Annotated in this window: 12 protein-coding genes; 9 read left to right on the top strand and 3 right to left on the bottom strand. The window is 47.7% G+C overall.

The window, feature by feature from the left end:
• Positions 1–124: 124 nt before the first annotated feature.
• The 5 genes from rlmA (at position 125) to MD588_RS22805 (ending at position 5511) form a co-directional block, all read left to right on the top strand.
• Positions 125–940 carry a 23S rRNA (guanine(745)-N(1))-methyltransferase gene (rlmA, locus tag MD588_RS22785; RefSeq protein WP_265700102.1) on the top strand — a complete coding sequence of 272 codons (816 nt, stop codon included), beginning with the start codon at positions 125–127 and terminating at the stop codon, positions 938–940.
• Between the two features lie 225 nt (positions 941–1165).
• Positions 1166–2128 (top strand): ChaN family lipoprotein, encoded by a 963-nt coding sequence (locus MD588_RS22790; protein WP_265700103.1) that lies wholly within the window; start codon positions 1166–1168, stop codon positions 2126–2128.
• Positions 2129–2596: 468 nt separating this feature from the next.
• Entirely contained in the window at positions 2597–3565 is a 969-nt protein-coding gene (locus tag MD588_RS22795; protein WP_265700136.1) for an ABC transporter substrate-binding protein, read from the top strand.
• Between the two features lie 200 nt (positions 3566–3765).
• Positions 3766–4692, top strand: coding sequence for an ABC transporter permease (locus tag MD588_RS22800; protein ID WP_265700104.1), 927 nt, complete (start codon positions 3766–3768; stop codon positions 4690–4692).
• 24 nt (positions 4693–4716) lie between these two features.
• Positions 4717–5511, top strand: coding sequence for an ABC transporter ATP-binding protein (locus tag MD588_RS22805; RefSeq protein WP_265700105.1), 795 nt, complete (start codon positions 4717–4719; stop codon positions 5509–5511).
• 155 nt (positions 5512–5666) lie between these two features.
• On the opposite strand, the gene yfbV is transcribed toward MD588_RS22805, so the two are convergent.
• Complete coding sequence (gene yfbV / locus MD588_RS22810; RefSeq protein ID WP_265700107.1) at positions 5667–6119, bottom strand: terminus macrodomain insulation protein YfbV; 453 nt, start codon at positions 6117–6119, stop codon at positions 5667–5669.
• Between the two features lie 332 nt (positions 6120–6451).
• Here yfbV and MD588_RS22815 point away from each other — a divergent pair, with 332 nt between their 5' ends.
• The 3 genes from MD588_RS22815 to MD588_RS22825 all read left to right on the top strand — a co-directional run bounded on the left by MD588_RS22815 (position 6452) and on the right by MD588_RS22825 (position 10457).
• Positions 6452–7648: an acetate kinase gene (locus MD588_RS22815; protein WP_265700108.1), complete on the top strand. Its 1197-nt coding sequence runs from the start codon at positions 6452–6454 to the stop codon at positions 7646–7648.
• A gap of 195 nt (positions 7649–7843) precedes the next feature.
• Complete coding sequence (gene pta / locus MD588_RS22820) at positions 7844–9982, top strand: phosphate acetyltransferase (protein WP_265700137.1); 2139 nt, start codon at positions 7844–7846, stop codon at positions 9980–9982.
• A gap of 175 nt (positions 9983–10157) precedes the next feature.
• On the top strand, positions 10158–10457 hold the full coding sequence (locus MD588_RS22825; protein ID WP_265700109.1) for a hypothetical protein: 300 nt from the start codon (positions 10158–10160) through the stop codon (positions 10455–10457).
• A gap of 217 nt (positions 10458–10674) precedes the next feature.
• Here the strand turns inward: MD588_RS22825 and focA are convergent, their stop codons facing one another.
• Positions 10675–11520, bottom strand: a complete 846-nt coding sequence (focA, locus tag MD588_RS22830; RefSeq protein ID WP_265700110.1) for a formate transporter FocA — start codon at positions 11518–11520, stop codon at positions 10675–10677.
• Between the two features lie 438 nt (positions 11521–11958).
• The gene (locus MD588_RS22835) at positions 11959–12288 is read right to left on the bottom strand and encodes a CaiF/GrlA family transcriptional regulator (RefSeq protein WP_265700112.1); all 330 of its coding nucleotides are present in this window, start codon (positions 12286–12288) and stop codon (positions 11959–11961) included.
• Positions 12289–12642: 354 nt separating this feature from the next.
• Between MD588_RS22835 and MD588_RS22840 the strand changes: the two genes are divergently transcribed.
• Positions 12643–13404: a sulfite exporter TauE/SafE family protein gene (locus MD588_RS22840; RefSeq protein WP_265700114.1), complete on the top strand. Its 762-nt coding sequence runs from the start codon at positions 12643–12645 to the stop codon at positions 13402–13404.
• Positions 13405–13415 lie beyond the last annotated feature (11 nt).

Below are 13415 nucleotides of genomic sequence, written 5' to 3' on the forward strand. Positions count from 1 at the left end.
CATCACATAAGACTTACTCAGATAATCTCTCGCCAGCAAGCGGTACCCGCCTTCTTGCTGGCTTGCAGCCATATAGGGGGATGTTTACAATACCCGCTGTCTCTTACATCGTCCGGTTTACTCCATGTCCTACCAATGTCCACTTTGTCATTCAGCGCTTAGCCTTCAGGCTAATACCTGGCGCTGTGAAAATAACCATCAGTTTGATCAGGCCAAAGAAGGTTACGTTAACCTGATGCCGGCTCACCATAAAAGTTCGAAAAACCCGGGAGACAACAAAGAAATGATGCAGGCTCGCCGCCTGTTTCTTAATACGGAACATTACCAACCTTTGCGGGAGTTGGTGGTCAAACAGTTGAAGCAGCACCTGCCAGAAAACTCGCGGCACTTGCTGGATATTGGCTGTGGTGAGGGCTATTACACCTCCGAGTTTGTCAGCCTGAATAAAACGCATTCAGATCTTTGCGTCCATGGATTAGATATCTCAAAAGTGGCTGTCCGCTATGCTGCAAAACGTTATCCGGACTGTCACTTCTGTGTTGCCTCCAGCCACCGACTACCTTTCCCAGACGGCCTGCTGGATGGCGTGGTTCGCATCTACGCGCCTTGCAAGGACGAAGAACTTTACCGTGCAATAAAGGCCGGGGGGCTGTTAGTCACAGTAACACCTGCAGCTCGCCACCTATACCAACTAAAAGAGCTGATTTACGACGGCGTACGCTTACATGATATGACAGCAGAAGCCATTGAGGGCTTTGAGTTAGTCGCGGATCGACAGCTACATTACGACATGCACCTGTCAGGCGAAGAAGCAACGGCATTGATGCAGATGACGCCTTTTGCCTGGAAAACTAGCGACGCAGTTTGGCAGCAGCTGGCCACAAGCGAAAACTTTAGCTGCGAAGCTGATTTTTCAGTGAGGGTTTACCGCAAATCATAGCCTTCAGCTACCAATAGATCGGTCCCAGAATACGGCTGGGATCGATAAGTGGCACCTACCCTCGCTCAGAAATGAAATTAATTATCATTTTCATTGCCTACAATACGTATCTCTCTTATCATGCTGCACCGTCTACAGTTATATCAAGCCACAGCACCAGCGATACCGTAGCATACGACATGGCTCTGAATGCTTGATATTTTTCAAACCATAACGGTGATAATAATGAAAAAATGGTTTTCCCTCGGATTGGTAAGTGTACTTATGGGATGTGCTAGCCAACCCGAATCAGCACGGCTTGATGGACAAGCGGAAGTACAGCCTAAGACGTTTTACGATTATTCAATCACCTCTCCGCAAGGTGACACCCTGAACCTAAGCGAACTGGCACAAGCATTAAAAGACGCCGATATCATTTTGGTCGGCGAGTGGCATGGCCACCCGGGTGCCCACCTGATGCAGGCACAGCTCTTTGCCCAGCTTTATAGCCAAAACACCAACATAGCCCTGTCGATGGAACACTTCACCCGAGAAAAACAGAGCATCGTCAACCAATATCTTACAGGGGAGATTGGTGAGAAAACACTGATCAAGGAGGGCAATGCCTGGCCCAATTACGGCAGCGACTATCGCCCGTTAGTTGAATTTGCCAAACAAAACCAGCTTGACGTTATTGCCGCCAATGCCCCGAAGCCGATTGTGCGCTGTATTGGCCAAAATGGTGCCGACTATCTCGAGCGCCTACCTGCGGTTGAACGCAAATGGGTCGCCGAGTCGCTCACATTGAACAACGACGCCTACCAAGAGAAATTCACCGCCTCAATGCACCACGGCGACGAAGCCAAAACCCAGCGTCAATTTGCAGCCCAGACAGCCTGGGACGACACAATGGCCGAGAGCATGGTGGATTATCTGGCACTACATCCCGACAAGCAGATCATTCATGTTGCTGGACGCTTTCATGTTGCAGAAGGCCTTGGAACCGCCGCGCGCATTACATCCCGGAATCCAGCTTTAAAAGTGATGATGGTGACGCCGGTGACAGAAGAATCCAAATTATCGGAATCAGCACCCGACTACCGTATTGAAGTCATGCCACTACCGACCAGTTATGTCGATCAAAACAAGATGATGGCTGCAATGAAAAGCATCCATGGCCGCAACAAAGAATTGAAGTGTTATGAGTAAAACCTGATACCGCATAAAGCAGAACCCCACCGGCGACCAAGCATGTGGGGTTCTAGAAGTTGTCTCAGGGAGAGATACAGCTAATACCTCTTGAAACCCGTCGATTATCCTACCTAGAGCTGTTCCCTCGCTGAACAGAATGGCTAGGCGTTTCGCATAATAACAAGCACGCAAATGCCATAACCGACAAAATTCCAAATAAGAATATACGACCACTGTAAGCAATGATGCTCGAAATTCGACCTGGAACAGAGCTAATGAATAGACTCTTCCCCCAAAAACTTCCAGACATGCGAAATTAACCACCTTTTATATGTTTCATAATTGTTAAAAATTAGATGTTCTTTCTTTCCTCATTGCGCTAAAACATTATTCCAGAGGGAAACCAGCCCACCCGACTCCCCCCTCTTTCGCAGAACATCATAATTTCGACTAGGCAAGGAGCTTGCGATAATGGAATATAAAAAAATCAAAGGAAACAAACTGCTAACCGCGGCCTGCGTTGCTGCTTCTCTGGCGCTCAGTTCGACGTCTGTTTTTGCGGATGTTGCCAAAGTGGCAGTATCACAAATCGTTGAACACCCCGCACTGGATGCCGCCCGCGAAGGTCTGCTGGATGGCCTTAAACAGAAAGGTTATGTCGAAGGGAAAAACCTAGAGTTCAGCTACCAGACAGCCCAAGGTAACCCTGCTATTGCGGTACAAATTGCCAAGCAGTTTGTTGGCGAACAACCAGATGTACTGGTCGGCATCGCGACGCCGACGGCTCAAGCTCTGGCAGCCTCCACCCGTTCCATCCCTGTTGTTTTCACTGCCGTGACTGATCCGCTCGGGGCCAAACTGGTGAAAAACATGGACAAGCCGTCACGTAATGTTACAGGTCTATCCGATCTATCTCCCGTTGCCCAGCATGTCGAGTTAATGCAGGAGCTGCTACCGAATATGAAAGCCATCGGTGTGGTATTCAACCCTGGAGAAGCCAACGCGGTAGCGCTGGTTGAACTACTTCGTGATGCCGCCAACGCCAAAGGCCTCAAAGTTGTCGAAGGTACCGCACTTAAAAGTGCCGACGTACAAGCCGCCGCCCAGATTGTGGCCTCTAAAGCTGACGTCATTTATGCCCCGACTGATAACACTGTTGCCAGCGCTATTGACGGTCTAGTCAATGCCGCAAACCAGGCAAACAAGCCAATTGTCGGCGCTTCAACCACCTACATCGAAAGTGGCGCTCTGGCTGCACTGGGTTTTGATTACTATCAGGTCGGTGTACAGACGGCCGATTATGTCGATGCCCTACTGAAAGGTAAAAAAATCTCGGAGCTTCCGGTAAAAGTTGCGAAAGGTTCCGATTTGGCACTCAACCAGAAAGCAGCGGACAAGCTAGGAATCACCTTCCCGGCCTCGGTACTGGAACGGGCAACGTCGGTAGCTAAATAAGAAATAGGGGTAAGAGCAGTCCTGGGACCTGGGAGCAGCTATAAAAAGTCTAGAGAAACATCAATCTCTTCCTAGGGCCTAGAAACCTCAGCTCTTATCCCTCGATACTTATCAAGGACTTATACCAATCTTAATAAATATCTAATCTATTTATCCGGATTGGTATTAATGGAATATTAAAAAGACAAGGAGTGTTGTTGATGTCTTTCTTTGCCTTTCTGGGAACGCTGGAAATTGGCCTGGTCTACGGGCTGGTTGCCCTCGGTGTTTACCTGACTTTCCGGGTACTGGACTTCCCTGATCTCACCGTCGATGGTAGCTTCCCGATGGGAGCTGCCGTTGCCGCCACTGCGATTGTTGCCGGCGTCAATCCATGGATTGCCACCTTGCTGGCTATTTTGGCCGGTGGCTTGTGTGGCTTGGTCACGGCGTTTCTGGCAATCCGCTGCGGTATCCTCCATCTGCTCGCCAGTATCCTGACGATGATCGCCGCATTTTCAATCAACATTCGAATTATGGGACGCCCCAACCTCGCCTTGCTCGGCGAAGATACCATCCTGACTCCGTTTGAACTGCTGGCAATGGATATGGGGGTTGATTCCGGGATCATGCGGCTAGGTATCGTGCTGCTTCTGGTTATATTCAGCGCCTGGTTTATCACCCGTCTGTTAGCCAGCGACTTTGGCCTTGGCTTGCGGGCTACTGGTGTCAACAGCCGAATGGTTCGTGCCCAGGGCGGCAATACCGCACTATATACCTATTTCGGTCTGGCGCTCTCTAACGGTCTGGTCGGTTTTTCCGGCGCCCTGTTTGCCCAAACCAACAGCTTTGCCGATGTCACTTCGGGCGTAGGAACCATTGTTGTCGGGCTTGCGGCAGTGATCCTCGGCCAAACTCTGATCCCTGGGCGCAAAATCTGGGTCGCCGTGGTAGCCGTGATCCTCGGCTCGGTACTTTACCGCCTGGCCGTCGCCTTTGCCCTGAGCAGCGGTATGTTCGGCCTGCAGGCATCTGATCTGAACCTGATCACCGCCTTGCTTGTTGCCGTCGCTTTGATTGCACCGAAGATGAAAACCACCATTCAGCGTAAGAAAAAACAAGCTGTAAGCGCCAAAAAGCTGGCCTAAGCCGTTCAGAGGGTATAAATAAAGATGATTGAATTAAATGACATCCGCGTTACCTTCAATGAAGGCACTATTTTAGAAAACCAGGCGCTGCGAGGAGTTTCACTCACCGTGCCAGAAAAACAGTTTGTCACCGTCATCGGCTCCAACGGGGCCGGCAAGTCAACCTTGCTGGGCGCGGTCAGTGGTGAAACACCGATGGTCGGGGGGCAGGTACTCATTGACGAAATCGATGTAACCCGTAAACCAGTTCATGAGCGGGCGCAATATGCGGCTAGGGTGTTTCAGGACCCATTGGCGGGAACCTGTGCCTCTTTAACTATTGAAGAAAACATGGCACTGGCATACAAACGAGGCGGAAAGCGCAGCTGGAAGATGGCTCTGTCGTCACAGCGCCGCAAGCTATTTCAGGAGCGTATCAGTATCCTGGGACTTGGCCTCGAAGATCGCCTGGGCGATAACATTGGCCTGCTCTCTGGTGGCCAGCGTCAGGCGGTTAGCCTGGTTATGGCCTCACTGGCCGACAGTAAGCTTTTGCTGCTTGATGAACACACCGCTGCGCTTGATCCAAGAATGGCAGCCTTTGTTCTGGCGCTTACAAAAAAGGTCGTAGAAGAGTTCAACCTGACGGTCATGATGGTCACCCACTCAATGAAAGATGCCTTGGCCTATGGCGACCGTACCGTCATGCTTCATCAGGGCGAGATCGTGCTGGATGTCGACGGGCAAGAGCGTGCCCAGATGGATGTCAAGCAACTGCTCGAGATGTTCAGCAAGGTACGCGGCGAAGAGTTGGCGGATGATAGTTTGCTGTTAAGCTAGCACGTATTTGAAATGCACATTAAAAAGCGCCGGGATCACTCTGGCGCTTTTTTGGGGTCCTGGGTCCTGCAAGCAGGCTTCAGAAACCTAAGACAAGTACCAAGCTATGCTCTTCCCTAGGGCCTGCTTTTCCTAGAACCAAGTATCCGCATTTATTAAAACCACCGCTCTAACGAGGCCTTGTCCAGCTGCTTGAATGCCCGATTCAGCACCTGCGCCAGTTCAAGGTAGCGCGGTCGCGATTTCAAAGGCTGCAGCGCATAGCCTTCGCTGGTGATCTTGTCATGAATTTCGCGATACCAGGTCACCAGTGTCGGCGGCAAGTCAGTACGGCTGCGCTTACCCAGCCACCAAAGCCCCTGCAATGGCATACTCAATGCAAAGAGCGCCACGGCTATCGCCTGAGGCAGAGCATCATAATTATTGAACGCCATTTGGCTCAGCACGCTCATCACCGCAACGGCCGGCATAACGCGGGTCGCAAACTTGGTCGCCTTGATGTAACGCGGCTCCGGAAACATCATTGCCAGCTCTTTACGCATTGGCCAGGTCGCCATGTACTGCTGGCCATTTCGAAAGGACTGCCAGATCGATTTTTTTTGACTCATAAAGCACCAAACTTCAAAAAAAACAGTAAGAATTCAAAACCAGTGATAATAAACTTGATTCAAATTAAATTTTTCTAAAAATCTTTTTGTTATATTGCGTAACAATCGCTATCCTAAGCACGCCTAAAGTAATTGTTGCCTGTAATTACCGTTATAGCAACAAGGCAACCTCCACGGATGGCCCAGAATTGCGGGTTCCCCAATTCTCTAGATATGGATATAACACGAATTTGACCCAGATTAGACCGACCCAACCAAAAGTCGTCTATTCTATGGGTAATTTTTATTCAGTTGAATATCAACTCTCAGACAGATTATAGGTAGTCACTCTCATGTCTAAGCTGGTTTTAGTTCTTAACTGCGGTAGTTCTTCTCTTAAGTTCGCTGTTGTTGACGCAGTATCAGGTGAAGAGCACCTGACAGGTCTTGCAGAATGTCTGCACCTTCCAGAAGCTCGTATCAAGTGGAAACTTGACGGCAAGCACGAAGCTCAACTAGGTAACGGCGCAGCTCACGAAGAAGCACTAGCGTTTATGGTTGACACTATTCTTGCTTCTAAGCCTGAACTAGCTGAAAACCTAGCCGCTATCGGTCACCGTGTTGTTCATGGTGGTGAGCAGTTCACTAAGTCTGCGCTAATCGACGATGTAGTACTAAAAGGTATCGAAGACGCTGCGACTTTCGCACCTCTTCACAACCCAGCTCACATCATTGGTATCAAAGCAGCTCAGAAATCTTTCCCAGCTCTGAAAAACGTTGCTGTGTTCGATACTGCATTCCACACAACAATGCCAGAAGAAGCGTACCTATACGCTCTACCATACAACCTATACAAAGATCACGGTATCCGTCGCTACGGCGCACACGGTACTTCTCACCTGTTCATCACTCGTGAAACAGCTGAGCGTCTAGGTAAGCCTGAAAGCGAACTAAACATCATCAACTGCCACCTAGGTAACGGTGCTTCTGTTTGTGCTATCAAAAACGGTAAGTCTGTAGATACTTCTATGGGTCTGACTCCTCTTGAAGGCCTAGTAATGGGTACACGTTGTGGTGATCTTGACCCAGCTGTTATGTTTCACCTACATGACAAACTAGGCATGAGCGTTGATGAAATCAACACTATGTTCACTAAAGAGTCTGGCCTACTAGGTCTGACTGGCGTAACTTCTGACTGCCGTTTCGTTGAAGACAACTACGGTGAGAAAGAAGAAGCAACACGTGCAATGGACGTGTTCTGCCACCGTCTAGCTAAATACGTTGCTGGCTACACTGCAACACTAGAAGGTCGCCTAGACGCTATCGTATTCACTGGTGGTATCGGTGAAAACTCTGCTCCTATCCGTGAGATGGTTCTAAACCGCCTTGCTATCCTAGGTGTTGAAGTTGACGGTGAAGCTAACCTTAAAGCTCGTTTCGGCGGCGAAGGTGTGATCACTTCTGAAAACAGCCGTGTTCCTGCAATGGTTGTTTCAACTAACGAAGAACTAGTAATCGCAGAAGATACAGCTCGTCTAGCTGAAATCTGATCTAGCGATTCTTTGCTGTGCCCTGAGCACAGCAAATAATGGCTGGCTTTGGCCAGCCATTTTTTCATGGCTTTATCGTCGAGTACGAAAGCTATGACCTTTTTTTGTGGTGTTGCTCAATAACGATTAACAAATCATTATTGAACAGCACTGTATTGTTCAATAGTTGAGGAATCCATAGTGTCCCGTACTATTATGCTTATTCCGGTTGGTGCCGGAGTTGGTCTTACTAGCGTTAGCCTTGGTGTGCTACGCGCAATGGAACGCAAAGGTGTTCGCGTTTCTTTCTTCAAGCCTATCGCTCAGCCACGTCACGGCGGCGATCAGCCAGATCTGACAACTAACATCATCACTGCTAACAGTGACATGAAAGTTGCCGCACCATTCTCAATGGCTTGTGCTGAAGAGCTTATCCGTAGTGATAAGAGCGATGTACTACTTGAAGATATCGTTGCTCGTTTCAAAGAAGCAACCGCTGACGCTGAAGTGGCGCTAATCGAAGGTCTAGTACCAACTCGTAAGCACCCGTTTGCAAACCAGATCAACTATGAGATTGCGAAAACTCTGGATGCGGAAATCGTATTCGTTGTTGCGCCTGGTACAGACAACCCAGCTCAACTTAAAGAGCGTATCGAAGTAGCATGTTCTAACTTTGGCGGTATCAAGAACAAGCAGATCTCAGGCGTTATCGTTAACAAACTAAACGCTCCAGTTGATGCTGAAGGCCGTACTCGTCCTGACCTATCTGAAATCTTTGACGATGCAGAAGCAACTGTTCCTTCTCACGTTGAAGTGATGCAGGTATTCAACTCAAGCCCAATCCGTGTACTAGGCTGTGCACCTTGGAGCTCTGAGCTAATCGCGACACGTTCAACAGACATCGCAAAGCACCTGAACGCTGAAATCATCAACGAAGGTGACATTGATACTCGCCGTATCAAGAGCATCACTTTCTGTGCGCGCTCTATCCCGCACATGGTTGAGCACTTCCGTCCAGGTTCACTACTAGTAACTTCTGCAGACCGCCCAGACGTTATTGTTGCAGCATGTCTTGCTGCAATGAACGGCGTTGAAATCGGTGCCCTACTGCTAACAGGCGGCTACGAGCTACCTAAGCCAGTAATGGATCTATGTGAGCGTGCATTCGAAACAGGCCTACCTGTAATGACTGCACAAGGTAACACATGGCAGACATCTCTGAACCTTCAGAGCTTCAGCCTAGAAGTTCCAGCTGACGATAAAGAGCGTGTTGAGCTAGTTAACGAATACATGGCTAGCCATGTTGACGGCCAGTGGATTGAATCTCTAACTGAAGGTTCAACGAAAGAGCGTCGCCTAAGCCCACCGGCATTCCGTTACGAGCTAACTGAACTAGCACGTAAAGCGGCTAAGCGTATCGTTCTTCCTGAAGGTGATGAGCCACGTACCGTTAAAGCAGCAGCTATCTGTGCTGAGCGCGGTATCGCGGAGTGTGTGCTTCTTGGTAACCCAGAAGAAATCAAGCGTGTTGCAGAGCAGCAAGGCGTTACTCTAGGTTCTGGCGTCACTATCATCAACTCTGAAGAAGTACGTGAGAACTACGTTGCTCGTCTAGTTGAGCTTCGTGGCGCGAAAGGTATGACTGACGTTGTTGCTCGTGAGAAGCTACAAGACTCTGTTTTCCTAGGCACAATGATGCTTGAAAACAACGAGGTAGACGGCCTGGTTTCTGGTGCTGTTCACACAACGGCGAACACTATCGTTCCTCCGTTCCAGATCATCAAGACTGCACCTGATGCGTCAATCGTATCGTCTGTATTCTTCATGCTACTACCTGATCAGGTACTGGTATACGGTGACTGTGCAATCAACCCAGATCCAAACGCTGAGCAGCTAGCGGAAATCGCTATCCAGTCTGCAGACTCTGCAAAAGCATTCGGTATCGAACCACGCGTTGCGATGATCTCTTACTCTACCGGTACTTCTGGTAAGGGTGCAGATGTAGATAAAGTACGTGAAGCAACTCGCATTGCTCAAGAGAAGCGTCCAGATCTAGTGATCGACGGTCCTCTTCAGTACGATGCTGCGATCATGGAAAATGTTGCTGCTTCTAAAGCGCCTAACTCGCCTGTAGCGGGTAAAGCGACTGTATTCGTATTCCCAGACCTAAACACGGGTAACACGACTTACAAAGCAGTACAGCGTTCAGCTGACCTAGTTTCTATCGGTCCAATGCTTCAGGGCATGCGTAAGCCGGTTAACGACCTTTCTCGTGGCGCACTTGTAGACGATATCGTATACACAGTGGCACTAACTGCGATTCAGGCGAAACAAGCTGAAGAAGCTGGCCAGTAATATTCATTACTGACTCGCTGAATGACTAACGCCTCCGCATTGCGGGGGCGTTTTTTTATGGATGAAATTCACAACTTTTGCTTATACCAAAATCAAAATTTAAGTTTCCCCCACAAATGGTCGCGGTATTTAATTTGTTGATTTTTATTAAATTTATACTTGATGAGCATTTGAAATGAACAGATTATTATGTCTTATTCTTACCGTGGCTTTAAGTGGTTGCTCTGGGGCGAATATCAGCTCACACATTCGTGAGTCAAACGATAACAATAACATGATGACTCGATGCACTCAGTTTGAATCCACCACTGACGGCAATATGAATGAAGATTTAGAAGCGTATGATGGTTGGAAAATGATTTATGTTTCTGAATATACGACAACAAATAAAGTGAATACATCTATTGTGATGTGTTTTGAAAAAGAGCAGATATCCCAAAAACTTCCTCCTCATTTAACCAGTATTTACCGTTAAATCGCTCAATTGTCTCTGCATTCTCCGAACATAGATACATACCTCCCAACCAGTTACCGCTAGGGCTTTTCATTAAGAGCAACCGGTATAAGCAATATAAAAAAAGGCCACAGCAATTTGCTATGGCCAACATCAGACTCGAATATCTAACAAGAAATATATAACTAACAAAATAGGTTAGTAAACGTAGAACTGTTAACTCTTACATACAGATAAATTACTTACCGCGCAGGTAGATAATCCAATAGCCCATACCGACAAACACGCCACCTCCGATGATGTTACCGAGAGTCACAGGGATAAGGTTGTTAATGATGAAGTTACTCATTGTCAAATCAGCAAAATCAGCCGGGTTCATCCCGCTCATCTGCCAGAATTCCGGTGATGCCAGGGTCTTGATACCAATGGCCATAGGTACTTGAAACATATTGGCAATACAGTGCTCAAAGCCAGCAGAAACAAACATCGCGACAGGCAACACCATGACAATAATTTTATCTGTCAGGGTACGACCGCTGAAGGTCATCCATACCGCCACACACACCAAGACATTACACATAATTCCTAAGGCAACAGCCTGGAAAAAATCGTGGTGAAGCTTGTGCTGGGCGATCTGCATAGTGTTGATCCCTAATGCACCATCAGCCGACATATACTGCTTGCTGATCAGCATAATTCCCACCAGCAGCAGTGCACCAATCAGGTTACCGATATACACGACTCCCCAGTTCAGACAGAGGCTCTTCCAGCTGATCTTTCCACTTGCCCTTGCAACCAAGGTCAGCACAGAACTGGTAAACAGCTCACCACCAGTAATCACAACCAGAATCAGGCCCAAGCTAAACGCCAAACCACCAACAAAGCGCGACATCCCCCACGCCATGTCACCCGATCCCGTGGTCACCGTGGTGTAAAAAACAAATGCAATTCCAATATGCATACCGGCTGTAATTGCCAACAAAAGCGACTTAATTGGATCTTTGGTGGCTTTGCCTACCCCGACCTCAGCAGCCTTCTCGGCCATCTGCGGTGGTAAAAGAGAATCAAATTGACCCTGACTCATAATCTTGCACCCAAACATATTGAAACACATAAAAAGCGATGCCGGATAGTGAACCTAAATCGGCCAAATTACAAGGTTCGACCACAACAAAAACTCGATATATACGAGCCAATACCTCGAATATTCCGAATCAACAAATATAGTAAACATCCATCAACATTTCGGCAATTCTATTGATCAATTCATTCAAAAAAGCCCTCACAATACGCAAGGGCTGACATATATAAATAAACAACTTCAGAATACCTGTTCGGGATGCGCTTCATTCATTAATCACCACCGAAAGCATATCTAACACTACTTTCTGACGCGAACCGTAATAATATTACGCAAAAAAAAAGCCACCCTAAAAGTGGCAAAACAGCTCGCTATTATTATTTTCTACACGTTGTTTTATCTATTTCAACACTGAGTCCACAAACACAGATTACCGGATGCCTAGTCAGAAAAACCGGATATTTGAGCTTCGGTCGACTTTGACGTTTCTCTGTTTTTAATAAACTCTTCTAACTTAAATTCCTGGTGTCGATGGGTTGGCAGCGTATGCTTACGGATCTTCAGCTTAGTAATCCAGTGGCCGGTATCCGGTCGTTTCTGTCGCATAACATCCACATTGTAATAACAATCGCTCTCAGCCTCGTGGCGCACTCGGTGAAGAATATAGCTGGCCCTTCGTAGTGAAATTGCAAATGCTTCTGCAATCTCATGATGAGAGATCGCCCTATCCAACTGCGAAGCCCAATTAATCACCTGCTCCTTTAACGACATTTTCCGGCCCTTATTGCTTGTCTTATCACTTCCTCTTGATTCACAAGTTGGAATGGTTGTCACACTTTTCCAGCATTATTCATAACACCAAACAGCGAGTCATCTTATTATGTATTATTAATTTAATTTAACAGTTGTAAAACGACAAAAATCATTTAAAAACAACAGAATAAGCAAAAACAAAAAAGAACATAAAAGCATAAAGACATCAATAATTCCCCCAAATGAAAACAGCAGATACTTCTAAAGCAACAAATTAATGTCTTGATGCAGAAGAGCTGCGATATTGTTAATGTGTAATCCCAAGTGAATTGGGTATAAACAACGGCTGGTAAAAGGAAGTTGCTTAATACTATGGACATACTGAATACAGTTGGGCTGTTTATAGGCTCCTTGCTCTCTAACACGCTCGCCTCCCTGTCCGGAGGTGGTGCTGGCCTGATCCAGTTCCCGCTACTTATTTTTCTTGGCCTACCATTCAGTATTGCGCTTGCTACCCATAAGATCGCCAGTGTCGCCCTCGGGCTTGGCGCCGCGATCAAACACATCCGAGCTGGGAGCCTAAACTGGCATCTGACCATCTATGTAATAGCGTCGGGGATGCTCGGTGTCATCCTTGGCGCAAACATCATTTTGTTTGTTCCCGGAAGAATGGCCGAATCGATGTTGGGAGGGCTGATCCTGGGATTAGGGATCTATTCTTTGGCCAAGGCTGAGCTAGGCCAACAGGAAGATAACCGGAATCGCCACTGCCAGGGAATGCTCATAGGAGGCGTGGGACTGGCTCTCATAGGTATTTTAAACGGCTCGCTTACTGCAGGAACCGGCCTGTTCGTGACCTTGTTCCTGATCCGCTGGTTCGGGTTTGATTACAAACAGGCAGTTGCCCTCACCCTCGTCAGCGTTGGCCTGTTCTGGAACGGTATTGGCGCGGCAGCCATGTATATTGCCGGCGCTGAAATATACTGGCCCTGGATCCCGGTATTACTGCTCGGCTCTCTGGTTGGTGGCTACCTCGGTGCCCATCTGGCTGCACAAAAAAGTAATACGGTAATTAAACGGTGTTTTGAAATCCTGACTTTTCTGATTGGGCTCAAGTTGATCTCAGGGTTATGATGCGAGAAAAG

Origin of the sequence: Photobacterium obscurum (genome assembly GCF_026191635.1) — a bacterium.
GTDB lineage: Bacteria > Pseudomonadota > Gammaproteobacteria > Enterobacterales > Vibrionaceae > Photobacterium > Photobacterium obscurum.

What these genes read in the sequence shown, in the direction of transcription:
- rlmA (WP_265700102.1), top strand. Translation starts at nt 125, where the DNA reads ATGTCCTACCAATGTCCACTTTGTCATTCAGCGCTTAGCCTTCAGGCT.
- MD588_RS22790 (WP_265700103.1), top strand. Translation starts at nt 1,166, where the DNA reads ATGAAAAAATGGTTTTCCCTCGGATTGGTAAGTGTACTTATGGGATGT.
- MD588_RS22800 (WP_265700104.1), top strand. Translation starts at nt 3,766, where the DNA reads ATGTCTTTCTTTGCCTTTCTGGGAACGCTGGAAATTGGCCTGGTCTAC.
- MD588_RS22805 (WP_265700105.1), top strand. Translation starts at nt 4,717, where the DNA reads ATGATTGAATTAAATGACATCCGCGTTACCTTCAATGAAGGCACTATT.
- yfbV (WP_265700107.1), bottom strand. Translation starts at nt 6,119, where the DNA reads ATGAGTCAAAAAAAATCGATCTGGCAGTCCTTTCGAAATGGCCAGCAG.
- MD588_RS22815 (WP_265700108.1), top strand. Translation starts at nt 6,452, where the DNA reads ATGTCTAAGCTGGTTTTAGTTCTTAACTGCGGTAGTTCTTCTCTTAAG.
- pta (WP_265700137.1), top strand. Translation starts at nt 7,844, where the DNA reads ATGCTTATTCCGGTTGGTGCCGGAGTTGGTCTTACTAGCGTTAGCCTT.
- MD588_RS22825 (WP_265700109.1), top strand. Translation starts at nt 10,158, where the DNA reads ATGAACAGATTATTATGTCTTATTCTTACCGTGGCTTTAAGTGGTTGC.
- focA (WP_265700110.1), bottom strand. Translation starts at nt 11,520, where the DNA reads ATGAGTCAGGGTCAATTTGATTCTCTTTTACCACCGCAGATGGCCGAG.
- MD588_RS22835 (WP_265700112.1), bottom strand. Translation starts at nt 12,288, where the DNA reads ATGTCGTTAAAGGAGCAGGTGATTAATTGGGCTTCGCAGTTGGATAGG.
- MD588_RS22840 (WP_265700114.1), top strand. Translation starts at nt 12,643, where the DNA reads ATGGACATACTGAATACAGTTGGGCTGTTTATAGGCTCCTTGCTCTCT.